Here is a 23,313-nt window from a genome sequence, read left to right on the forward strand (position 1 = left end):
ACTGCTTACACCACCTTCATATTCAGCGACATCGTATGCGTACCGTCCGAAAATTTATGCGTACATTCATCGATGAGATACGGCTTCAAGCCTTCTTCTGGAAGATTCACATAGATCGTGTTTCCGGCACGAACCCGCAAATCTCCAATAGCCTCGATCGACAACGTCTGCTGCTCCCTGTTCTTCAACTCCAGCAAGTTCTGCGCTAACTGCTTCAATTGAGCGGGGTTCATGTTCTCGTCAGAAACCTCATACAGCTGGAGCAGCCCCCACTGGGCAATGTTCTGCCCATGCTGGTAAACATACACGTCCCTCTTCCCGGTTTCCTTGTTGTCCCTCACGACTTTGACGCGGTTGTACGTCTCGTTGTCGATGCTTTTTTTATATGAAAAATCCGTCATGAGGCTGTCTTCTCCCACCGCGAGTTTAAGCAGCATGTCGTTAATGTTGGTCAACGTCAGTTCACCGTACTGATCGTAAAACATATAGTACTGCTTGGTCGCGATCAACGTGGCCTCCAGAGCCTTGCAGATAATATCGATCAGTTTTTTGTCCGCTTCCAGCATCGCAGGGATCGTATGGCCGGTATCGGCAAGCGTGCCTGTCTTCAGATTGAAATCCTTGGCAATCTTCCGAATGATATCCTCCACCTTGGCATTCGTGAACCGGTAGGTGTCGTTGCTGGACAGGTAACGCAGCTGGTCATACGCCATCACCTTGACCTCAGCATCCATACCCCACTCCTTGGAAAAAACATAGCCATAAAACAGATCCTTATTATCCTTCCGAAAGCGCACAATGTCGCCGTTTTCCACTTCGAATTCCTTGCTCTGTGCAAGACCATCGTTCACATAGTTGATATCCAGACTCGCCGGCTTCGCTTGACGGGTTGTTTTCCACGTAATGTCGGTGACAATCTGACCCAGATCCCACACGCTTCCGTTCTTGCGGTCAATCATCAGTTCAATCATGGCGCCACCTCTTTAGGGAATCTTGAGAACCCGGCCGATAGCCAGCTTCCGGACCTCATGGTCTTTAATTCCGTTCAGTTTTTGGATGTCAGTATGACGGGAACCGCTGCCGAGCAGCTTTTGGGCAATGCTCCACAGGGTGTCGCCTTTGGCGACCGTGTAGGAGGTTGGTTTTTTGCGGTCATCCGGCCGGTCTTTCTTTTTCACGGCTGCCGCTTTTTTGTCTTTTACCGGTACCACCTTCCGAGCCCCATAAAACACATATCGTTTGAGCGAAATCGAGAACTCGATATCTTCCGGCGATCCGGACATCGTATTCCAGTTGAAACTTTCGATGGAGGCCGCCATGTTGATGCCAAAAGACTTCATGGCCCGCACCACATTCTTACCGTCCGTACCGCTCAGCGGATCGGGAACGAGCCCCGTCATGACAAAACGCACAGGTCTCCGGCTCTCCATCCAGCCCTTAATGGTATTTACGTAATCGATCGGCAGCTTCAGCTCCTGGTCAGACCTTAGATGGACAAAGGGGTACATCCTACCCGGAAAAAAACTTTCAAACGAGATCTCCGTCAACTTGGGATGCAGAATCGCATTTACTTCACCAAGCCCCGCTACCGTATAGGATTTGCCTTCTCCGCTATCCTTCACATCAATCCGCTCGGGGTTCACAGGAAACCGAAAAACCTCCTCCTGGTTATTGAAGCTCAGAAAAAATCCATAATCGCTCATGCTACAGATACACCCCCTCGGCACTGGACACAAACTGCTCCTCCAGCGTTCGGTTAATTCTCGACATGATGGTATCCAGATCGGCCCCGGAGTTAATATCTCCTGTTGTCATCTGCACGGTAGGCGTCAGGGTAATCATATTGCTGATCGCATTCACTTCTGCCAGATCACGCATGATTTTCAGATCCTCGCTCGCCACGTCCACCGAGTTATCCACTTTACCAATGGAATCAATGCTTCCACCCGCAGGAGCTACCGGGATTGGGGCCGTTGCCATGGCAGGCATGGACGGAGTTAGGGCTGTTTTTGGAACGGGAACATCGTATCCGGTTTTCCCCATATTGTACTGTTCCAATAATTCCTCGTTGCTCTTGCCCGTGTCCTTAGCTGGCATGAATTGATTTTTGAACTTATCTATGGAGAAATCTTCAATATAGTCCTGCCCTTTATCCTTGAATTTCGTAAAATCTGCCTTATATTCAATCTCCGCAATTTGCTTGGTATCCACGCCAAGAACCTTGCCAAAAAAGCCCGCTACCGCGTTAACACCTTTAATGATTCCGTTAATAACTGAAATGACCGTGTTAACCGTGTTTTGCGCCAGATCGACAATGAAACCAAATACGTTGCTAAATATCTGCTTAAGGCCCATAGTCACCACTTGCCAAGCCCCGAATGCGGCCATAGCAGCGATAACTAATGAAATTAATAGCATAAGAGGATTAGCCTTAACCACCATATTAAATAATCTCATTGCACCTGCCGCTATATTCGTAACCGTAGCCATCACAGTTTGCGCCGCAGTAAACGCGTAAGCTGATATTCTTCCCATGATCATCCCTGCATTTAACATTGCAAAAAAAACACCCACTAAAGCGATAACAGGAAGCAACCCCATAAATATAGTGACCAGATTCCATATGGTGTTACCGACACCAGCAATCGTAGCTTTAATGAATTCCCAGGCTGGAGGGATCATTTGCGCTACCCACAAAAACCCCTCAGCAATTACGGTTAATCCTATGGATATAGCATCAATAAAAGGCTGGAAAGTCCCGTTTTCAAAAGCTGCATTCAACATATCCAGAATTGGCATGATGGCAGCTAATGCGCCACCCCCCATCTGAACAAAAGAATTGTTGACGGATCCCATTAGTTGCTTCCACTTATTAACAGGCGAATCCAGCATGGCATTCATAGCTTCCTGTGTCATGCCTGATTTTTGCAGCAGTTTGTCCATGGATGAAAGAAATGCAGTAAAATTACCTTTAGATGATACGATTTCTGCATTAAAGCTTTTAATCTGGGAATCAGGAATATTAAAATCTTTAGCTAGAGAGCTGGTATCGCCACGCATCGCACTCATAATCGCCCCTGTTGCATCTTTTGAACTCTTGCCGTCTGTTGATAGTGTGCTCATTCGATCAGCGAAGCCATTTAATTGCGCAATTTGATCTGAGTTTTTAGTCATTGACATGAACGTTAAAGCATTATTTAACGAATCGTTAATATCTAACCCGGTTTTCAATGCATTCTGTTTAATGTTTTCGAATATAGCTGAACCTACCTCAGCATCACCAGTCTTAACTTTAAAGAAGTCTTCCGTTACTTGTTCTTTTGCTACTGGAATAATCGTCATTTTCGCAACAAAGTCGGCCATATTATTTAAGCGCAGGAGTGCATCCTTTACACTCGCCATTCCTTCACCCCCTTTTCTACAACCTATCTCCGCTTCCGGACTCGCTCACGCTTCTCCTTCTCCACCCGCATCGAGATCATGGCATAGATGGCGGCCCGTTCCCGGACCGTCATCGCCATGAGCTGGTGAGGAAGGATGTGCAGTTCATGGAGGGCGTAGTACGAATAGTTCGCATCACCGTCACCCTCTTTAATTAGTTTTTTACGTCATCCACCAGTTCGTTCATATCCCGGTCAAAACCGTTTAGGGCTTGTACCCGCTCGCCAAGCGCGGCAAATTCGCCGGGCAGCAGCATTTTGCGGAGCAGGGACTCTGCACCGAGCACGCCGTAGGATTTTTGCAGCTCGCTGTTTTTTAAATCCGGGAAGATGACACTTGATACCATCAGCTTCGCCATATAGTCATTCGGGTCGATTTCCGGGGTGAATACGCCGTTCTTGCCTTTAACCTTACGGGTAGCGGCTTTGCGGCACTCCTGATTCTCTTCCTCCGTGATGCTGCGCAGCTTCCAAGGCACAGGGCTTCCTTCAGCATTCTTAAAACGAACAGAGACCACGAATTCCTCCGTGATCTCTGCAGACGACTGCCCAGCAAAAAACATACTAAAATCGCTCATATTCCTTCCTCCTCATTCAATGTTAAGTATTAGGCCAATGGGTTAAACGGCGTCTCAATCCGCACATTCTCAAACGTGAAAGCTACTTCTTCCTCCAGCGCCTCCGCTTCGGTGTCGAGAGAAGCCATAATCACGCTGTCCAGGTTGACCCCTTCCAAAATCACCGTCTGACGTCCCGTCGACGAACCTGGATCCTCGTTACGCACTTCGATCATGAAGTAGGCGTCTTTCCCGGTCTGGATATATTCCATCATCAGCTCGCGGAACAGTGAGGTCACATAATAAATGGTCATCGTGCCGCTGCCCTTCCAGCCAATGGCTTTATGCTGTACGGCGCGCTGGCCCATCGTTTTCAGCTCGGCTTTTTCCTTCTCCACCGTAGCTTCCAGTGTTTTAATGTAGAACATTTCCTCCATACGCTCGCCAATCTTGACGAATGCCTTGCCCTCTTGTCCGGAAATCGTGTCGTTTGCCCGCAAAAATGCCATCTTAGACCACCTTCACTTTCATGTATACTTTTTCAATTGCATCCACCGGCTGTACCTTAATATCCACAAACAGCACATCGCCTTCTGTCCCCGGCGTCACCACAATATCCTCGTTCGCATCGAAATTCTGAATAGCACCGATATTCTGCAGAGATGCAAAATACGCCGCACATTCCGCCCAGAACAGCGTCCGACCATCCACATTGTTATCTACCTTCCCGATATAGGACTTTTCAAAAATTAGCTTTAAATCATTCGCAATGCCATCCAGGACTCGAACCACACGGTTTTTGGAAAAATGGCGCGCTTTCGCTGGCTCAATCGATGTAAAACTGTTAATATCCTGCTCGACCACGGCCTTGCCGCCACTGTAGCTGAACAGGAACTCGCCTTTCGTCAGCGCTTCTTCAATCTCCGTGTGGCTTAAACGAACATCGGTATCCACCGCTTCATCATAAGCCGCATACGTAAGGGATTCGTTAACAGCTGCCGCAGCCGTGGCGCCAGTAACCCAGGCAACTGCCTTCACCTTGTCCACGACAGTGCCGTCGGTGAGAACAACGCCGTTTTTCACGGAGATGACTCCTTCATAATCCGCAGCCGAATATTCAGACAGCACAGCTTGAACCTTCTTGCCTTCCTGCTCACGAAGACGTTTGACGAATGCGGTATACAGAGACTTAAGCGTTGGGTCACCCGACAACAGACCTACAGTCTGGAAGTCTTGGACCTCAAGCGCGGCAAGGAAATCTACATGCTCTTGGTTCGTTACGGTGCCGTTCGCGCCTCCTGTGAGAGCAAACCCAGCCGTTGCAGTTAGATCACCGGTATCCGGAGCAAAGGCCACGTACAAGTTAGGTTCTAGCTCGGCCGCACTGGCTACAAGCTGTTTGTCTACGATTTTGCCGGTCAACAGCGTGTTGACCACAAACTTACCGGGATCATCCACGGCGTTCTCAACGACGATCTGGAGATCATTACCGCGTTCGCCGCCATAAAGTGCGGTTACCTTGAGACCAGCAACAGAAGCTGCAGCCTGTACACCGCTGTTCAAGCGGTACAACAGAAGCGTGCCAGCACGCTTAAGTACTTCTTTTACCGAGAGCAACTGTGGTGATGTGATATCATAACCCAGAACTTCTACCAGATTCGTACCTGGTTGGATCGTCAGGATTTTATTAGGCTCTCCCCATGGAAGGGACAGGCCCAGCGCCGCAATCCCCCTTTCACCTACGCGCCCGATCGGCTGCTCCTGCGATGAGATTTGGGTGTATACGCCTGGTCTTACTTTGTTGGGTGTTGTCCATGTTCCTCCGGCCATTTAGATGACCTCCTTTTTCAAAAATGTGGTTAATTGGTCTTTCGCTTGTTGAATGGTGTACGTCTTGCCCTCTTCGAGAATGGCGCTCAGCACATCCTTCTCGCGATTACTGAATTGATTGGATTGTGCCAACTGTTGCTTGTTGAACGCTGGTGCTGTTTCTTTTTTACTCACTTCAATCCGCCTCCCTGTTTCAATGTTTGCATCTTCATGTCGGTCTCTTCCTGATCCGTTGTCATCTGAATGACATACTCTGCGCGAAAATATCCTTCTCCCGTTGCCCCATCCTTCCCCGTTGGGCGCTCCCATGCCACTGAGGAAGCACGACATGGTCGGCCTCCCACTTCAAGGGAGGTTAGACTCTCCAGCATTTCGTCCATGATCGTTGCCACCGGCTTTCCTTCCATCGGTACGTAAGAGATGCGGAAACGAAAACGAGCCGCATATCGATTGGTCGATATCGGCTCGAACTCGGCTAGGGTTTGTTCGGTTTGGAAGTATGGTGCTGGGGGTAATGGTGTGGCATCCTCTTTAGAGATGAGGGAGATGTCTTTAAATTTCGTTTGCAAGGCGCTTTTCAGAGAAGTTTGCATTTGCTGAACAATCATATCTATTGTTCCTCTCTTAAATGAATGTCTGCCTGTCCTTTATTCAATTTGATACAGAAAAAAACGGGACCACTCTAAGGCATGAGTTGATATTATTTTGTCGGTTCAAGATCCGGACGGATAACATATGCATAAGCCAGAACCTTTTCTCGATCATCTACTTGCATTGGGTAAGTAGATACGACTTGATCGATAGTACCTTCTCCATCATTAACACGAGTAATGCAGGCGTTAGCTACAACACGCACCTGAAAATCTTTAAGCATCAGCAATCACCTCCCCTCATGAAAATAGGATTTCGGTAATCGTCATCTCGACGTCCGAAACCCTATTTTTCAACGTTTCATTTTCTGTTTTCAATGCAGACATCTGTTCCGTAAGTGGCGGCTGTGGTTCCTGAGGCGTTTCTGGATTGGTCGGATCAGGATAAGTAAACAGCGGTTTAAGAGTCTCCAGGTCAACCCGTGTTATTCGTCCGCCTGCAGCGTAATCCTCCGTGTATGCTCCATACTCAAGTTGTATCATTCCGACCGTTTCCGGTACGCGCTTGGATAAAGATGTATATGCCTTGAAGTCTTGTTCGCGCGTCGTCTCTACGACCCATCCGGTGCGCTCACCAGTGTTTAATATTACGTCACCAGTACTCTTATCAAAATAAATTTTAGATCCTATATTCATTAACCATACGCCTCCCAATATATTGTTCTGCCGACATCGGCAGTATTTTTGGTTGACACCGGAATACTAAAGCTTGTACCTGTGAATTGCTGCGCAAACCAATTTCCGTAACTGACATTCCAAACATTTTTTATAACCCCAGACGTACGTGTTTGTGCGACATATACCGTAGAAACTTCTAAATAATAGTAGACAACAATTGTTTTCGGAACAAAGGCAAGTCCACTAACATCTATATACGCGGTATCTTGATTTCCACCGCCATCCAGAGTAAACCTACCAGGACCCTGCACAGTGGTGCTTCCTGACGCAAAAGGCTTGCCCTCGACTAACTCACCCAACAAGCCAGCAACATTAACGCCTTTCCGCAAGTTATTTGCAGTCAGCCCCGGCACCGCAGCTGTAACCCAAGTAGACCCGTTAAAATAACCGTGTGGCGGTCTGATAAAAAAGCGATCCCCCGGCCAAACCGTCGATTCAAGACCTGGCATGTGGTTGTTCTCGGCGCTTCGGTTCGGCATCTGACCAGCTTTTTTAACTCCGTCGTCATACCCTGAGTATCCCGCGACAAGCATGTGCGGATCGAGCACAGCGTCTGCTGTATCTACGACCGCGGATTTGCCTGGTACCCCAAAGATTGCAGTTCCGGCCTTGATGTTATCAGATTTAAGCTCCCCTTCAGCTGACTGTAACTGTGCAGGAGTCACCTTGATTTCGCCGTCACCTGGACCACCTTTTTGGTAACCCTTTTCTGGATATACTGCTAATGCTCCATCACCCCATTTTGCAATTCCAGTAGCATTTCTAATACCTGTGAGATGTGGCATAATGCCATTTATCAATCCGTCCTCACCTGGAAATGTTTTGCCCTGGAGTACGTCTGAAGCGGTCGCTGTTCCTACCTCCCCCCCTTCACCCTGTAAAATAAAAGCCTGACCATCATATACCAATGTGTAGACGCCATCCTGCTTAAAACTGGCAGAACTTCCGCTTGTTTTAAGCACTGGTTTGGCTCCCAAACCATTAACGTTGAGCATTGGGGCTCCGGTGCTTGCAACGTTGATCTTTACTGTAACTCGAATCCCAGCTGTAAGGCTCGCCGGGGCAGGATTTAGATTAACCTCATATTCGTTCGCTTTAGACTGAGTTGTTACCCCGTATCCTCCTGTTCTCCCCACAGCCTCATCAACCTTATCCCAATTCTCATTCAGCATCGTCTCGATGTTAAAGGTCTCATTGCCATCCACCATCGGGTCTTTCTTCAATAATCCTAAATTCGGTGTATTACTGGACAACTCAAACACCTCCTGCAAATTTGTTTAACGGCGTCTGCCCCAGCTCGCCCAAAGTCATCACGTCATGAATATCGCGTATCAGCAAGTAGTTGAACGCATACGACACCACCAGATGCGCCGGCTTGATCTCCTCGATCGCGGACTTCAAATCCTCCAGATTCGGGGGGATGCCGAGGGTATCGACGAATTTAACCGTGAAGCCCCATTCCTCGGGCTGAAAAGATACCTCAACCGTGCCGCCATCGTAAGCTTCCGCCACATTTTTCACGAGCGCCCCGGAGAAGGTTCCAGCTCCGCGCAGCTTGGACTCCAGCACCGCCCGTCGCTGTTCGATCGGCTTGTTCCGATCGGTGGGAATGCCAAGCTCCATTTCCCAGCGCTCCAGGCCCCAGGTCGCTGTACGGACAAAGAACTGATCTGCGGCTGAGTTCAGCGCTTGATAAAGCGCGTCCAACTCGCTTCCCTTAGCATCCATGTCGGATTGCATAACGCGGGAGGTCTCGTAATAGGCCGGAAGATAAGAAAACAGCTCGCGACCCCGCAAGCTGTTCATTCGGACATTATTCACTTACGCTCACCGTCCCCAGCACCGCTACCTGACCGGAGCCAATTTCGATATTTTGCTGCTCGGTGTGGCCGTTAATCGTCAACTCCGAGTAGTCGACGATAATTGGAATATCCAGCAATACGGCGGCAATTCGCGTATACCTTACCAAAGGATCCTTCCGGTTAAAAGCGATCTGCTGTAAATACGTCCGAACACCGTCCTCGATCAGCTTCCGGATTTCGTCCATCGTCGAAGGCTGCTCCTGCGTACGCTGCACTTTGACGGAGATATCAATCGCCACTTCCGCGGCAGGCATCACCGTGATAACCGGACCGGCCGGGGCAACGCCTTCGCCCTGTCCATCCTGGGACGGGTCAATGTACTGCTGAACGGCATTCACGATATCCTGGCTTGCCGCACGCTTGTCTGTATCTATGAGATACAGCCCGACGGTACCGGGTCCTTTCCACAACGGCGCCACTTCGACGCCGCCAACACCGGCAATCTCATTGGCCCACTGCATGTACTGTGCTTTGTTGCCGCTCGTTCCCTGACTTCGGACTTTGGCGTAAAAACGCTCCAGGAGCGACTGATCGCTTTCGGTATCCGTCCCGCTCCGCGTGGGCTCTGGGTTCGTAACCGATGTTACACCGCTGACTGACGTCATCATAAGCTGAATGACGCCTGCGGGAACATTGCCTATGCTGCCCGGCGAGACAGCTCGGATCGGCGCCGTGCCGGTACCCGAGTCACTCAGCATAACGCCTGATGTGGTGACATACTCCACGGAGGATTCCCCGGAGCCCTCATCGGCTGGCGTAGCGACATAGGTTCCGGCAGGCACGGTTGTCCCCGGCTTCCCCGTAAACAGAACGCTGCCGGACGAAGCGAACGCTTCCCGCCTAGTAATCCCATGCTCTGCCGTCCTCAGATCGAGTTCAGCGGACCGAATATCTGGACGATCGCTTGCCACCGTGCTTGCAAAGCCTCGACGCAGCAGCTCCTGTGCCCACAAGGCTGCCTCAGACAGCATAAATGCCACCGGCGCCTGCGCATCCCAAATAAAAGATCCTTCCGACTTGTCGATGTCCGAAGGCACTTTGTTCAACATGCGGTTCATAATGTTCTCTTCCGTCTGATCCAACAAATATAACGGCAAATCTGCCATCATATCACCACGCTTTCTATGATTTCCGTCTCATCCCGGACGCTCGTAATGCGGCAGCTGAAACGGCAAGCTTCTCCTTCCCATTCAAAAAGGAACTGATCCACACTCTCCGTCCGAGCGTCCGCCAGCAGCGTCTCGGTCACCATGCGCTGAATCTCGCTCTCTTGCAGAGATCGGTCATAGCCTTTGCCGACCAGTTCCTCCAGCTCGCTGCCATAATCGCGCGTATAGATCAGATGGCGGTAGCGCGGCGTGCGAATCGCTTTTTCGCACCAGATGACCCAGGCTTCCTTCTCGTCCGCAACCGGAATCTTCCGGGTCGGGGACATCACAAACTCGCTGACTTCAAAATCATACCGCCAGCTCCTTCCAAAAACAGCCCCTTCTCCTTCCAGTACCTCCGGATCGGTCGCATCCGTCCGGATCATGTCATCGCCTTCCGGGAATAAATTAGCCACCGCTGCTCACCACCTTACACACGACCACCACGTCATTGCCGCTGTTGACCCGAACGGCGAGCACGCGGTCCCCCGGTTTCAAACCTTTTCCCAATTCAAAAAGGGTATCTTCAACTTCGTTCTCTTCAGCATCAAACGTCATATCCTGCTGCTGGCCCCCCAAAGTCACGGTGCCCTTTGCCGTATAACGGGGCAAGGACAACATTCCCGGCAGCTCCGCTACCATATAGTCCTGCAGCTCATGCTTGAAATCATCCAGCTTAAGTCCCGTCGAGGTAATCGTGCCGAGTACGGCCCCTACGCCACCCATGGCTTGACGGGTTTGCTTATTCATTGAGGCGTATAAGGAGGACGCCAATTGTCCATAGGGGTCTTTATTCAAGGTAAAACCTCCTTTTTACATCGTCATAACTCCCCAGCTCCAGCATCATGCTCCCGGGATTCCCCAGCTCCCGGCTGACGGAAATCACGAGCAGCTTCATCGAGCCCAGCATGACCGCATCTCCGGCGCGGATCGTATTGACATCAGGTGCATTCAGGGAGATGGTCTCCCGAATCCCCCTTAGTTTGCTCCGGGCCAGCTGGCGGGCAGCCGCAGGCGACTTCACTTCATCGTCCTGAATAATAGCCTGGAGCTGGCCGTATTTCGCGATATCCTTCTCCTCAATGGCCATCACCTTGGAAGGAACCTCTTTTCCGGTCTCGCTTGCGGCTGTCGCCAACACTTTGACCTTGGTCGCCGCGCCCTCCAACGTCCGCGATTGCGTAGTATCCGTGATGGCCTCCAGGATGTAGACTTCTTTGTTCGTTCCCAACTCGTACAGCTCAAGCCCTGAGGAGATCATCCGTGGATGATACAGCTTGCCGCCGGCTTTAGCCGTCTCTCGCAGATCAGCGAACATGCTGGCATAAATCGACTGCGTCCGGTAAACGGAACGCCCCAGCTGCTTCTCGGTATCCGGCAGTACCGCAATTTTCAGGTTCCAGTCCGCCGCGTACTTTTTGAAACGCTGGGTAGCGGTCTGCTTCGCCGGAAACAGATATTCATCCTCCGATTTGTCCAGATATACCGTCCGATCGTACAGCGTGAGGGTCATCCGCTTCACCCCGTTATTCGAGGTTTCTACTTCCCACACGACAGCCGGGTGCAGCAGGGGGACATAATCCTTCTTACCGTAAGGAATTCCGCTGATCCGGATCGCCATTCCCGGCGAGATCGGCGGCATATCCGGCGTTACGACCAGATTGACAGTTCCCTGATAAGCGACTTGTTCAAGCGAATCCCGAAGACTGATAGCTTCCACCAAAGGGGATAAATCGTATTGATCCTGCAAAATCACCTTATAACTCATGACAGCACCAGCTTCTGGCCAGGTTTGATGGCATTCGGATCTTTACCGATTGTCTTCTGGTTCAGCTTGTAGATCTGGTTCCATTTCGAGCTGTCCCCAAGCTCCAGCTTGGCGATTTTGGAAAGTGAGTCCCCTGGCTTCACGGTGTACGTCTTGTTCTGTTCCTTCATGTCGGCCCGGGGCTTTTTATTCGTTCCAGATGCCCCGCTGCCGCCAGCCGTTTTGGCCACCTTCATTTCGCTCCATGTCCGGAGCGTGATGTCAAAATACACATCCCCGACCTCCCCGCCACGAAACGTGGACTGATGGGAAGCGACATACACCGGCACATTCACCGCCGTCTTGGTAATGACGAATTGCAACGGCGTTTTATATGCCAGAAACTCGTTAAGTTTATTCATCGCGGTTTGCGGTTTAATATGATCCTTCTTCTGTCCTTTGCAATAAGCTGCATCATACTCTTGTGGGAAAAATGAAGAGAACGATATCTCTTTAATCCGATTGCCTTGAGGAAAATCAAACTCCCCATAGTTGAGAATCGTAGCCGTTTCCAGTCCCTTTTGGCGTGAAATGGTCACCTCCTCGGGGTTGACCGGAAATAGGAACGTCATGCCTTTTCCGTTCTTCAAAAGAAACTCCACCTTGGCCCCCTCCTTTCTGTATGGATGCCTTCGGACCGACTTTATGCCTGCTGTTAACCATCATCTTCAATAGGCCATTGGAGTCGGCTTCCGGTTCTGCGCCGCTTTGCTGAATTCGGCTCTCAGCCGCTGCCCGATCTGAAGGATTAATCCTTCTACATCGATCGGATGCTCCTCATGCACCGTAACCTGCACCGCTCCTGGAGGTAGATTGTAGTTCACGGATGTCTCCGTTTTGAAGTCCGTCAGCAGACCGGATATCGAACTCATCTGCTCCGGACTGATCTGAACGAGCTGAGGCGACATCGTCTTCCCGGAAACCGCTTGATTTTGAGCTGCGCTCGCAGGTGGACCAAATGTACTCATGCTTGTATAGCTAGGTGGCACATATGAGCCGTATGTCGAAATCGATGATCGATCAGGTAAAAGCGGTGTACTGACATGAGTGGGAGCAGCATTTGGAATTATTGGTCCTTGAACAGCGACTGCCGTTGAATTAGAAGGTGGTGCCTTCGGAACATCCTTCGGTTGTGCAGCTTCTTTGTCTTTTTTCCCGAAGGAAAACGCGTTGGAGAACCACTTCGATACCTTCTCCTTACCTTCTTTCAACTTGTCACCAATACCGGTAAAGGCGCCGCCCACCTTCTCACCAATAAAGCTTCCTACGGTGCCGCCGAGCGTTGAACCGATCATCGTACCTGCAACCGGGATAACGGATCCGATGATCCCTCCGATCGTGCTTCCTATACCTCCACCGACGGCAGAGCCTATCGCTTGATTACGTTCTTTCCCAGGTTTGGCTGATGCAATTGCGGTCGCATCGGCTATAAAACTCAATGGACCGAGGGCACGTTTACCAAGACCTTTCATCAAGCCGGAGCCTAGGCCGCTTTTACCAACATTTTTTACCGCGCTTGCTCCTGTGCTGCCATTCGCAGCTCGCTTTGCTACATTCGAACCTGCACTACTCTTGGCAGCGCCCGACAAACCACCAGATACGATACCGCTTGCACCGCCTCCGCCGAACATACCCTTAGCGAAGTCAGAAGCTTTCTTGATTAAATCCAATGCTCCCTTACCAAGGTTGCCACCGGTTTCTATAACATCTCCCGTTTTTTCAGCTCTGCTAAAGGCCTTGCCCCACTTTGTTTGAGGCTTACCCGCTTGTTCTGTCTTAGGAGCAGCGGCCGTGCTTTGGTTGGCCGAGCGCCCTCTGTTTCTAGGACCAACCCTTCTGTTTTTGTCGACCACAGGACGCGTGTTAGTCGCAGATTTATCTTTACCCCAAGAATCAAACATCTTTTTGGTTTTATCCTTCATTTGGCCCCCTTTTCGAAGCGTGGAGCCAGCCAAAGAGATGATTCCAAGCGCAACTATCGCCTTATCCCAAAAAGATTTTTTACCGTTCCCGTCCCCTGACTGTTGCGTCTCAAGCGCACTTGTAAGCTTATCCACCGCAATCGTATTCGTCTCCAGCGCCTGTATCAACGGAGAAAAATCAAACCCTGATGCCTTCAAATCCACTTTAACACTCGACTCAACCTGTTTCTGCACATTCAGCTTCACATTTGCCGAGGCCTGGATGACTTGCGATTTCACCCGCTGCATTTTGGCGAGCAGGCTGTCCAGCCCCTTCGAGGCGCTGTCCTTCAGCACAATTTCAGGTGCCATGCGGGTACGTCCGATTCGCATGACGCGTCCCTGGATCCGCTCAAAATAACGCTCCATCGCCCGCAGCTCGCGGTTGGCCTTGATCACGTTTTTCGGATCGATGACCAGATTCATGCGGTAGTTCATGGCTTCAGCCATTTCATTTCACCTCCTGTTCACTTCAAACTCTGACCGGCCATGCCCTCGATCTCCTCCTGGGAGAAAGCGAGCAGCAGCAGGCGCTCGCCTCGCGGGAGCCGCCAAAAATCTCCGGGACGAAGGTGATGCCGGACCCACAGATGATACAGCATCGTCGTCATTCCCCCGGAGCCAATCAGTTTTTTAGGTCAGCAATCTCGACACCAAAGCCGGACAGCTCCAGCACTTTATCCCCTACGGCATCCAGCTCTCCGGCCAGCAGCATACGGCGGACCGCCTGCTCTCCGCCCGACAGCTTCAAGCGGCTTGTAATCCGCGGATCGCCCCAGCCGCTGAGCGTCAAACCCTTCACCGACAGACTGCTCGTGGCCTCGGAAATCAGCAATGCATTAAACGTTTCCGTATCCACCTTCTCATCCACTGCACCCTTTACCGTACGGCGAACGGTGCAGCGCTCGCGGATGCTGTCTACCTTGCTCGAAGTCAAACCCTGCAGCACCATCTTCATATCCAAGCGCTTAATGCGAACCGTTTCCTCCGGCAGCTTCTCGGCTGCCTCAAACAGGCTGTCCAAAATTTGCTCTTCGCTCATGTTCTCATGTAAGCTCATGCGTATATCTCCTTTGCTCATTAAATAATAGATTCCATTTCCTATTGCAGCGGGCGATGCTCGCCCGTATGAGGTACACCATCCCGGGCGAACCCCCGCTTTTTGACGTACTCAAGCAGCGCTTAAGCAGAAACCTCTAAACCTCTTAATCCCCCTGAATCGGATCCAACACCTCGTACCCCTCGAAGGTAAATGAGGTTTCTTCCTGCACTTCTTCACCGGCTGTCCAGTTAGCCAGCTGGATTTTGTCCGGCATGCAGCGGATCAGGCGAACACGCTCATGACCATAGGACTCGGGATCATCCAGCTTGGAGATAATATCGAATTTGGTGAATCCGCGGGCGATCATATCGGAAGTGACCTTGTAACCGCTCATCGTGCCGGTTCCTTTTTTGCTGCCGTTTTTGTGCACCGTCCAGTCGTTGCCGACCAGCTTCAGCTCGCGCTTCTCCAATTCCACGCTGGCTTCCAGCTTGTTGATGTGCGTCTGCCATACCCCGTCAATATACGCCTGGCCGTATGTCCCCATAATGACTCTTGAAGCATCCAACATGTTAAGTTCCTCCTCGATTTCTTTAAGTTTTTATAAGAAAAATGTTGATCAGCGTTCTAGTTATTGCACGTAAAATGTACCGAACAGTTGCTCCATTACATCGGTCAGCTTCACGTTCCACTGCAGGAAGACCTGATCCGGCTCCGGCGTGTTCACGGCAGAATCGCCATAGTACGCCGGATCGAGAATGACGTCATAACCGTCCGGCTCGATGACATTGCTCAGCGATAACGAAGCTAGGTATTCCTTCACGGCGCCGATCAGCGCCAGACGGCCTTCCTCCGTGTTGTTCACCTTGCCGATGTAGGTCTGTTCCGCGGCCAGCTGCAAATCCGCATGAATCGCATCCATCACGCGGATGGAACGGATTTTTTTCCAGGCATTGTTTTGGCCTTCCGCCGGATTCACCAACGTGTTGATGCCGCGCAACACCTTCACCTGACGTCCGTCATAGAAAAGCACGAACACGCCGTTGCGTACAGCCTGCTCTTGCTCGGAGCGCGTCCAGCGGCGAGTCACATCTTCGAATGGCGTTACCGCATATGTAGCGGATTGGTTCAAACGTTGACCGGCAATAAGCCCGGCCACATAAGCAGCCGTCTGGGCAGAACTATAGTTCACGCCGGACAGACGCACGCCCGTACCTACATTGATAATCCCTTCATGGTTCAATGCAAGCGAGCGGGCTGCCGCCAGTTTGGCTGCATCCTTGGAGGTATCGTCCGCAGCGCTGCCGCCGAATACGGCCATCACGCCGCGTCCTTCTTGACGAAGACGCTTCACCCAGGCCGCAAAGCTCTGCAGCAGAGCCATATCCGCAGCATAATCCAGCGCAAGTACGTTGAATTCCTGGCCTTCTACCGCATCCTGCATCTCGATATAATCTGCATTCGTCAGGCCGCCGTTGCCGCTTTTGCCTCCGGACAGCACAGCTCCGTTCACATCAGCAGGAACGCCGGCCGCCTCCAGTGCGGTAGCCGTTACCCAGAGGTTCTCATCGTCTTCATTGATCTGCGCCGCAATCGACGCTGCTGTCCCGTCCAAGCTTGTATAAGTGCCAAGCAGCTTGGCACCTTCATAGAGGCGAAGCTCCCGTGCTGCCGGGTCGATCAGCGACGGCTGCACAGTTACGGAGAAGCCGTTGCCTCGACTGCCCGGATATTTGGCCTGCAGCTTCAACACGTCGGAAGGCGTGGCTTCCGCATTTTGCAGCGTTACGCTAGCCGCTGCCGCCGTATTGTCTGCCAGGCGATAAGCCAGCAGCTTCTTCGGACCGCCAAGCAAAGCCAGATAGAGCGTTTCGTAAGCTGTAGCCCCATCCTGGCTATCCGCAGAATACAGCTCGGAAATCGCGAACTCGCTGCCGATTTCTACGAACTCGCGTACCGGGCCCCAATTGGCTTTAACGGGCACGACGACCGTGCCGCGGGATCCGCCCTGAATAGCCGACGCGGCCGCCGCCTTGAAATTCATATACAAACCCGGAAGTACCGGTTTATTTGTGCTTTCCCATGTTCCACCTGCCATGATTAGACCACCTTCGCTTTCATAAATTGTTGGATTCTTTCTTTGACTTCGGTTACCGTGAACAGCTCTCCGTCTGTCCCATACATGGCACCTGCGAGAACTTCCGCCCGAACCTCGAACAGTTCCTTGGCGTGTGTTTCGAGTTCATCTAGCGCATATCGCGGAGCGTTGATACTGCGAGCTTCAGTCTTGATTGTTTTTTTCACAGCCATTGTGACCACCTCACTTTAAAATTGGATGAACGTTAATGCGCCTGATCAAGGCGGCTTCCTCCGGTGAACGCATCTTCCGCTGCGCTAAGGTTAGCTTCAGTTGCCCGTCCAGAATGGGATCGGCCTGCATATCTGAGGAAATCTCCGCAACGGATAAATAGCGGCGATTCTGCGAATCCAGCATCAGTTGGACCTGGGTGCCAAGCTCCTCCACCAGTCTTGCAGCCGTGAGCTGCTCGTCCGCGGAATCAAGAGCGGCAATATGCCCGGTAAAGGTTTTGCGAACCTCGAACATCGAAGCGCCCGCCATCTTGGTCTCGCAGCCCATCATCCGCCATAGTACGGCGTGATCTTCCCGTCCCGCCGGCCATGCCGTATGATAGATGCGCCAAGGATCACCCAGCACATCTTCTGTCCAGGCTGTCAGCGTATGCAGCCATTCGTCGGGTTGTCCGGTGGAACCGGCCCCGGATGCCTGCGGCATATAGACGCCGAATCGCATGATCCGGATCATTTTGCCTGAAACAGAATCGAACTTGTCGGCTTCCGGCACACCCAAATAATGCAGCTTGAATGCTTTCCCATCAGCTCCGATAACCCGCTTGCGATGAAGTCCCGGGATTAGAAGTTCCACCAAGCGATCCAACTGAAGCAATTCGGAACGATCCGCATACAGCTTCAACCGCACCACCTGCCGGTACCCTGCCCATGAAGATTTCCAGACGTCCTCGCCGAGCGTGATCACAGCATAAAAAGGCTCGCTTACCCCATCCGGCGGATGTACGTCATATATTTGGTCTTTAAGCTCCGGAACGATATCTAGAGCGGCCTGCTTAATCGCCCCTCTCATTCCGCAGATAGCCGAGTGGCTTCCGGTCGGTTATGGGTTAGCCAGCTTCTTACGACGGTCACATGCTTGCGCAACACGGCCCCCTCCTTTCTAATTCATATAGGGATCGGAAATGAAGAAATCAAAGCCTAAAGCCGCAGCAAAAAACCGGTCCTTCTTGAGGCCGGCTCACATCTACACTGTGTGTGTTCGGTATGCTCTGTTTAACTTCATTTCCGATAATACAATCTTACACCCCTAAATCGGATGCGCTGACGTCTTATAGGACGGATAATGCGGAACTTAAAGTGGAATGTTGGCGGAAAATAGTACGAACTCATGTTCGTGTTTCATAAGTCCTCTTGGTCTCTATCTCAGGCAACGTCGCCCTCGACTTGAAACAGAAAAAAACCGGAGGGCCTCCATTCTGAGGTCCTCCGGTTTTGGCTCGTTTTGATTATTCACGCTCGGCGCTTATCAGCTCATTTTGCTCTTTGCGACTTTCTCCAATTCCTGCAGCTTCAGCAGCCCCCTGTCAGCTAAAGCCAGTGCCAGTTTATAGAAGGCTCGGGTGCGGATCTTGGTATACGTATCCTTGCTGACCGGCGGTTCGAGGATATGGTTGTACACCTTGTAATCAAATACGTCGTCTTGTTTCATATACCGTTCCCGAATGAGGGTTTGTTCCCGGTCGCCAAGCCGTTCCACGATCGACTCGATGATCTCGCAATACTGCTTCCTGGCCGCAGGCATTTCTACATTATATATGGCAACCGCTGCCGTTTGATCCGAGGTGACGTTGGTCGGTCCGTGAAATCGTTCCGTGTAGGATGCCGTCACGCTTGTCTCCCTAACTTCGAATGTAATGGTTTTATAGATACGATATTTCTCGAATATCGCTTCAACAGCATTTTGGGTCTTTCTGCGATCCAATTCCGGTAAAAATGGATTCATTAGGAAACACTCCCCTTTGGATTGTCATTGTCGAGGTTTAATTTGCCATTTGGCAGAAGGTTGTCTCATCTCAAGTGTTCGCATCTTGTTCGTATTTTTCATTAATATACCACTATTTGGAGACCGGCGTAAACCTTCAAATAGGCGAACTATTCATGGGAATATGGATCATACCTTTCATATTCTTGCCTTTTGGCAATAATTCTCTCTTTTATTTTACCTGTTGGCAAAGGAGAGGGATATGTTTATACTATATGTAGATGTTTTAGATGGACTATGGTGAGGAGTGGCCGGAACGTGGATCACATATTTGGATCATACTTGAAAGAGATGAGGGAGAATAAAGGCTGGAGCATCAATCAGCTGGCCCAGGCCGCCGACATCAGCGGATCACAAATCTCCCGGATCGAGAATGGGCTGCGGGGCATACCCAAGCCGCAAACGCTTCGCAAAATGGCGGAGGCACTCGAGGTTCCATATGAAGAGTTGATGAATAAAGCAGGTTATCTGCAGCAGGATGTTGCCAAGCATGAAGACATCTCGGCTCCCGCTTGGGCAACCTCCAGGGATAAACGGGATTTCAAGAAAATGCTTGAGGATGACGGTGAGCTCATGTTTGACGGCGTCCCTCTAAACGAGGAGGACAAGCAGCGCATCAAGGACGTCCTGACCGGACTGTTCTGGGAAGCCAAGCAGATGAACAAGCGCAAGAAATAAATCTACATGATAAGGAGATACATACCGATTACAACGATTCAACCAAAACCAATATTGCAGGTGAACCGGCATGGATGATCATTTACAACCCTTAATCCGTCAGCTGATCAAAAAACATCATACCAACTGCCCTTTTGAAATCGCGACTTCCTTGGGCATACATATTCGATTTGCCGATTTAGGCCAAACGACCAAAGGGCTGTATTTCCGTAAGCTAAGGCGGAGATTCATCGTCATCCACAATCAGCTGCCACCGCCATGGCAGCGTTTCGTATGCGCGCATGAGCTCGGGCATGACCGTCTCCATAAGGGAATCAGCCGCTTTTTTCTGGAGGAGCATTCCTATTTCAGTCCGGGCAAACTGGAGCGGCAAGCGAACCGCTTTGCCATTGCCCTATTGACGGCGGGTCTGGCTCCCGGACCGGGTGAGTCCTTACACGAGTTCTATCTACGAGCTGGCATTCCACAAGAAATGCTATATTTTTTTAGATTTTAAACGAACATGTGTTCTTGATTTGTAGTAAAGGATTCCAGATGGCTAGCTCCCTCCTACGAGCAAAAAAACAACCCGCTCTTGACATGACGTCAAAAGCGGGTTTCTATGCAATCCTCTTTTAGAGAAGAGTTCATCCAAGAGGTTAGCAGCAGGGGCAGACGGCTGTTCTATTGTTAGGTCCACTATCCTCCGTTCAAAGCGGTTCAAAGATGGCTACCTGTCGTTTGCCCACCTTCACATGCTGAATCCGTTGAAACCGGTCATGCTTTAATTTTTGCCCTTTATCGGATATGACCGCAACCACTGAACGAGCAGGGTCCAGGATGGAATGAATGCCGTTAAAGAAATCCTCCACCGGCACCTCGCTTCCGCCACCCCAGCTAACCAGGTCACCATAAGGGAGATCGGTCATGACGATATGGATTCCCTCGCAGGATGCCAGACTCTCCTCCGATTGAGTTATATCAGCTTGAAAACAAACCGTCTCTTCCACACAGGACGACCTAAGCAGCTCCCTCAATCGGCCAGCGCTTTGCAGCGCATCCTGGTGGGACGGCTTATGATACAACGCCAACAATTCTTTCAATTGTTCGGTGCGTTGTTCCAGCCCCTCTTCACGGAGCAGCGACAGGTTCTTCCCGGCTATTCCGAGCACCTCCGCGTTAATGTCGGAGCCGATCACGCGATGAATGCGCTGCCCGTGCAGCAGCCCAACCACCGTTAACAGATACGCGCCGCCGCAGCAGGGATCGAATAAAGTATACGGCCCGTGTACCCCTTTTTTCTCCAATAGTTGAAAGCACCGCTGGGCAATCTCGCTGGCTAGTCTGACAGGAAACGAAGTTGTTCCCTGCGCATTATACAGAACCCGGCCGCTGGCGAAATCCTCATAGCTGCGCTGGGCTGATTCATAGATATATTCCATTCGAACGATTCCTTCCATCCGGCTAACGCCTGAGTAATATCAAATAATCCAAATACAGATTAACATCCCTAGGCCATATATCAAAATCCGCATGGTATATCTGCCCTGCTGCCCGCTTTTACTTATCCAGATGGGACATATAATCAAACGCCGTCGTGCCGTACACATTCTTGAAATGTCGATTCAAATGGGCAAGATCCGTGAATCCGCACTGGGTAACGGCCTGATATACATCCCGGCTTTCCTCGATCAACTGCTTGGCGTGCTCCACTTTGCAATTCAGATAATACTGATACGGAGACAGACCCGTATTCGCTTTAAAGGTACGGATGAACTGATACTTCGACATCCCGAACTCCCCGCTTAATTCGTCCAAACGGAGAACATGCTCCAGATGATCCTGCATCATATCTTTCGCCTTCCGCGTAAACATACTGTCCTTCCGGCTATCAGGATTCAGAATATCCTCATTAAAATGCCCCGCCAAACCCAGAAGCAGCTCGCTGCTTCTAGCCTCCGGCTCACCGGTGAAGATGGACCTCGTCACATCCAGGATGCTCTTCCGCAGCCCGGCATGATAGACAATCGGGGATTGGAACCGGACGATATCCTTTTTCTGAATCAATTCCAGGAATAGCTCTGGATGAATGTATATCATCACATAATCGATGCCCGATCGTTCCTGGGACCAGCCATCATGTTTCTGCTCCGGATGGAACAGCATAACCCCGCTTTGGTAAGAAGCCTGCTGACTTCCGTCCAGCGAGTACTTCTGAATGCCGCGCAGCGTGACGCCGAGGGCATACTCCTCGTGATAATGCTTTTTATATTTAAAATCCGTCAGGCTCGCGGACAGCGCCGTAATGCCCACCGCTTTTTTATAAATAAACTGCTCCATCTTCCATCACCCCTTTATGAGCTCCGGTATGCCGGATACGACGATTGCCGAGTACAGCAGAAACAAAGCCAGGATCGTGTTGGTCGTTCTCCGATATTTTTGCATAATTCCTTGAAAAAGGCTACCGCACACGGCCCAGGTCATATACGCGGACAGCCCGATAAACGATACCGCGACAACAAACACCGAGATGACAGGGCCTGCCGTATAATACGGCATGACGTAGCTGGGAATGACCGTCAGCGTGAACAATACCACCTTCGGATTGAGAAACTGCATCAGAAAGCCGGACGTGAAAGACGCCGTTTGATTAGTGCCGGACCGGGATACGTCCATGGTATACACTTGATACGTGAGATACAGCATGAACAGACAGCCGACGATCCGCAGGATCGGCAGTATGATCGGCATGCTGGTAGACAGCAGCTGGCCTAATACCACAGAAGCGGCGATTAATAAGAAAAAAGCGATGGAGGCACCGGCGATGTAGCGCAAGGTCTTCTTCATGCCGGAATTTTGGACTGAAGACAATATGACGATATTGGATGGCCCCGGCGAGAATGCCACGATAAAACAGTAAATAAAAAACGAAGATAGATTCATGATGATAGCTCCTAACAAAGGAATTTCCTTTGCCATTATAGAGCCGGAAGCGAAGCGGGGCATAGTACATTATTGCAGCGGAACAAGAGCCGCACGAGTACGGCTCTTCCGCAGATTCCGGTTCATTCTATCGCCCTTAGTGACCTGACTGGTGCGTCTTTGGTTGTTCCTGCGCATGTGCGCTGCCGGATAGATTAAGCAGAACGACCCCCGCGATGATCAGCAGGATCGAGAATACTGTCTTTCTTTCATATCCGATATATCAAATGATCCCGGCGTGTTTTCGATCGATTCGTCTCGTCATCCAATATTGAAATAACGTTGTTATAAGAATTACTGATTGGTATTTTGATTCTCAGTTGGGTAAACAAAAGAGCTCCGATCCAGTGCTCCAATATTTTTAATTCTCTGGGCGCTGCCCAGTAGTTTGGCCTGCTCCACGGAAATCTCGACGGATTGTGATTGTTCGTTTTTCATTCATATATCTCCCCGATCTAATTCATAGTTCATTCTATATAATTTATTTATTCTAATTTTATAGATCGATTTAAAACCATAATAATCCACACTTTTCCATTTGTAAACAGGCAAAATAAAAAAGCACAA

General features: G+C 50.6%; 31 protein-coding genes. 2 read left to right on the top strand and 29 right to left on the bottom strand.

Annotated features, from left to right (window positions below; genetic code table 11):
• Positions 1–5 precede the first annotated feature (5 nt).
• The 25 genes from MKY48_RS28115 to MKY48_RS28235 form a co-directional block, all read right to left on the bottom strand.
• Entirely contained in the window at positions 6–971 is a 966-nt protein-coding gene (locus MKY48_RS28115; protein ID WP_339291757.1) for a hypothetical protein, read from the bottom strand.
• Positions 972–983: 12 nt separating this feature from the next.
• Positions 984–1,703, bottom strand: coding sequence for a LysM peptidoglycan-binding domain-containing protein (locus tag MKY48_RS28120; RefSeq protein WP_339267866.1), 720 nt, complete (start codon positions 1,701–1,703; stop codon positions 984–986).
• Position 1,704: 1 nt separating this feature from the next.
• Positions 1,705–3,402, bottom strand: a complete 1,698-nt coding sequence (locus tag MKY48_RS28125; protein ID WP_339267868.1) for a hypothetical protein — start codon at positions 3,400–3,402, stop codon at positions 1,705–1,707.
• 193 nt (positions 3,403–3,595) lie between these two features.
• Positions 3,596–4,018 (bottom strand): phage portal protein, encoded by a 423-nt coding sequence (locus MKY48_RS28130; RefSeq protein WP_076324761.1) that lies wholly within the window; start codon positions 4,016–4,018, stop codon positions 3,596–3,598.
• A 29-nt stretch (positions 4,019–4,047) separates the two neighbouring features.
• Positions 4,048–4,506 (bottom strand): phage tail tube protein, encoded by a 459-nt coding sequence (locus MKY48_RS28135; RefSeq protein WP_006212529.1) that lies wholly within the window; start codon positions 4,504–4,506, stop codon positions 4,048–4,050.
• A gap of 1 nt (position 4,507) precedes the next feature.
• Positions 4,508–5,827, bottom strand: coding sequence for a phage tail sheath family protein (locus tag MKY48_RS28140; protein ID WP_339267870.1), 1,320 nt, complete (start codon positions 5,825–5,827; stop codon positions 4,508–4,510).
• Positions 5,828–6,001 (bottom strand): hypothetical protein, encoded by a 174-nt coding sequence (locus MKY48_RS28145; protein ID WP_339267872.1) that lies wholly within the window; start codon positions 5,999–6,001, stop codon positions 5,828–5,830.
• Complete coding sequence (locus MKY48_RS28150; RefSeq protein WP_339267873.1) at positions 5,998–6,435, bottom strand: DUF6838 family protein; 438 nt, start codon at positions 6,433–6,435, stop codon at positions 5,998–6,000. The genes MKY48_RS28145 and MKY48_RS28150 overlap by 4 nt, the downstream gene beginning before the upstream one ends.
• Before the next feature lie 92 nt (positions 6,436–6,527).
• Positions 6,528–6,701: a hypothetical protein gene (locus tag MKY48_RS28155; protein WP_339267875.1), complete on the bottom strand. Its 174-nt coding sequence runs from the start codon at positions 6,699–6,701 to the stop codon at positions 6,528–6,530.
• A 16-nt stretch (positions 6,702–6,717) separates the two neighbouring features.
• Positions 6,718–7,113 (bottom strand): hypothetical protein, encoded by a 396-nt coding sequence (locus MKY48_RS28160; RefSeq protein WP_339267877.1) that lies wholly within the window; start codon positions 7,111–7,113, stop codon positions 6,718–6,720.
• A complete protein-coding gene (locus MKY48_RS28165) occupies positions 7,113–8,408 on the bottom strand; it encodes a hypothetical protein (protein ID WP_339267879.1) in 1,296 nt (431 codons plus the stop codon). The genes MKY48_RS28160 and MKY48_RS28165 overlap by 1 nt, the downstream gene beginning before the upstream one ends.
• A gap of 1 nt (position 8,409) precedes the next feature.
• Positions 8,410–8,976, bottom strand: coding sequence for a YmfQ family protein (locus MKY48_RS28170; RefSeq protein WP_339267881.1), 567 nt, complete (start codon positions 8,974–8,976; stop codon positions 8,410–8,412).
• Positions 8,969–10,123 (bottom strand): baseplate J/gp47 family protein, encoded by a 1,155-nt coding sequence (locus tag MKY48_RS28175; protein WP_339273687.1) that lies wholly within the window; start codon positions 10,121–10,123, stop codon positions 8,969–8,971. The genes MKY48_RS28170 and MKY48_RS28175 overlap by 8 nt, the downstream gene beginning before the upstream one ends.
• The gene (locus MKY48_RS28180) at positions 10,123–10,581 is read right to left on the bottom strand and encodes a DUF2634 domain-containing protein (RefSeq protein ID WP_339291758.1); all 459 of its coding nucleotides are present in this window, start codon (positions 10,579–10,581) and stop codon (positions 10,123–10,125) included. The genes MKY48_RS28175 and MKY48_RS28180 overlap by 1 nt, the downstream gene beginning before the upstream one ends.
• Positions 10,574–10,963, bottom strand: coding sequence for a hypothetical protein (locus tag MKY48_RS28185; protein WP_194544499.1), 390 nt, complete (start codon positions 10,961–10,963; stop codon positions 10,574–10,576). Before MKY48_RS28185 ends, MKY48_RS28180 begins: the two co-directional genes overlap by 8 nt.
• Positions 10,956–11,933: a phage portal protein gene (locus tag MKY48_RS28190; RefSeq protein ID WP_339267885.1), complete on the bottom strand. Its 978-nt coding sequence runs from the start codon at positions 11,931–11,933 to the stop codon at positions 10,956–10,958. The genes MKY48_RS28185 and MKY48_RS28190 overlap by 8 nt, the downstream gene beginning before the upstream one ends.
• A complete protein-coding gene (locus MKY48_RS28195; protein ID WP_339267887.1) occupies positions 11,930–12,574 on the bottom strand; it encodes a LysM peptidoglycan-binding domain-containing protein in 645 nt (214 codons plus the stop codon). Before MKY48_RS28195 ends, MKY48_RS28190 begins: the two co-directional genes overlap by 4 nt.
• Positions 12,575–12,640: 66 nt before the next feature.
• Positions 12,641–14,383 (bottom strand): hypothetical protein, encoded by a 1,743-nt coding sequence (locus MKY48_RS28200; protein ID WP_339267889.1) that lies wholly within the window; start codon positions 14,381–14,383, stop codon positions 12,641–12,643.
• Between the two features lie 17 nt (positions 14,384–14,400).
• Complete coding sequence (locus MKY48_RS28205; protein WP_015737373.1) at positions 14,401–14,535, bottom strand: hypothetical protein; 135 nt, start codon at positions 14,533–14,535, stop codon at positions 14,401–14,403.
• A gap of 23 nt (positions 14,536–14,558) precedes the next feature.
• Positions 14,559–14,993, bottom strand: coding sequence for a hypothetical protein (locus MKY48_RS28210; RefSeq protein ID WP_076324773.1), 435 nt, complete (start codon positions 14,991–14,993; stop codon positions 14,559–14,561).
• 145 nt (positions 14,994–15,138) lie between these two features.
• Complete coding sequence (locus tag MKY48_RS28215; protein WP_339291759.1) at positions 15,139–15,546, bottom strand: phage tail tube protein; 408 nt, start codon at positions 15,544–15,546, stop codon at positions 15,139–15,141.
• A gap of 60 nt (positions 15,547–15,606) precedes the next feature.
• Positions 15,607–17,073 (bottom strand): phage tail sheath family protein, encoded by a 1,467-nt coding sequence (locus tag MKY48_RS28220; protein ID WP_339267891.1) that lies wholly within the window; start codon positions 17,071–17,073, stop codon positions 15,607–15,609.
• 2 nt (positions 17,074–17,075) lie between these two features.
• Entirely contained in the window at positions 17,076–17,285 is a 210-nt protein-coding gene (locus MKY48_RS28225; protein ID WP_076324776.1) for a hypothetical protein, read from the bottom strand.
• A 10-nt stretch (positions 17,286–17,295) separates the two neighbouring features.
• Positions 17,296–18,135 carry a hypothetical protein gene (locus MKY48_RS28230; RefSeq protein ID WP_339267893.1) on the bottom strand — a complete coding sequence of 280 codons (840 nt, stop codon included), beginning with the start codon at positions 18,133–18,135 and terminating at the stop codon, positions 17,296–17,298.
• Between the two features lie 456 nt (positions 18,136–18,591).
• Positions 18,592–19,068 carry an ArpU family phage packaging/lysis transcriptional regulator gene (locus tag MKY48_RS28235; protein ID WP_339267895.1) on the bottom strand — a complete coding sequence of 159 codons (477 nt, stop codon included), beginning with the start codon at positions 19,066–19,068 and terminating at the stop codon, positions 18,592–18,594.
• Positions 19,069–19,365: 297 nt separating this feature from the next.
• Between MKY48_RS28235 and MKY48_RS28240 the strand changes: the two genes are divergently transcribed.
• Entirely contained in the window at positions 19,366–19,785 is a 420-nt protein-coding gene (locus MKY48_RS28240; protein WP_339267897.1) for a helix-turn-helix domain-containing protein, read from the top strand.
• A 70-nt stretch (positions 19,786–19,855) separates the two neighbouring features.
• Complete coding sequence (locus MKY48_RS28245; protein WP_076324780.1) at positions 19,856–20,281, top strand: ImmA/IrrE family metallo-endopeptidase; 426 nt, start codon at positions 19,856–19,858, stop codon at positions 20,279–20,281.
• Positions 20,282–20,474: 193 nt separating this feature from the next.
• Here the strand turns inward: MKY48_RS28245 and MKY48_RS28250 are convergent, their stop codons facing one another.
• The 4 genes from MKY48_RS28250 to MKY48_RS28265 all read right to left on the bottom strand — a co-directional run bounded on the left by MKY48_RS28250 (position 20,475) and on the right by MKY48_RS28265 (position 23,184).
• Positions 20,475–21,224, bottom strand: coding sequence for a hypothetical protein (locus MKY48_RS28250; RefSeq protein ID WP_339267899.1), 750 nt, complete (start codon positions 21,222–21,224; stop codon positions 20,475–20,477).
• A gap of 100 nt (positions 21,225–21,324) precedes the next feature.
• Positions 21,325–22,104, bottom strand: coding sequence for an AraC family transcriptional regulator (locus tag MKY48_RS28255; protein ID WP_339267901.1), 780 nt, complete (start codon positions 22,102–22,104; stop codon positions 21,325–21,327).
• 6 nt (positions 22,105–22,110) lie between these two features.
• A complete protein-coding gene (locus MKY48_RS28260; protein ID WP_213643278.1) occupies positions 22,111–22,707 on the bottom strand; it encodes a LysE family transporter in 597 nt (198 codons plus the stop codon).
• A 333-nt stretch (positions 22,708–23,040) separates the two neighbouring features.
• Entirely contained in the window at positions 23,041–23,184 is a 144-nt protein-coding gene (locus MKY48_RS28265; protein WP_339267904.1) for a hypothetical protein, read from the bottom strand.
• Positions 23,185–23,313: the final 129 nt, after the last annotated feature.

The sequence above is a fragment of the Paenibacillus sp. FSL W8-0187 genome (assembly GCF_037969755.1).
Classification (GTDB): Bacteria; Bacillota; Bacilli; order Paenibacillales; family Paenibacillaceae; genus Paenibacillus_AQ.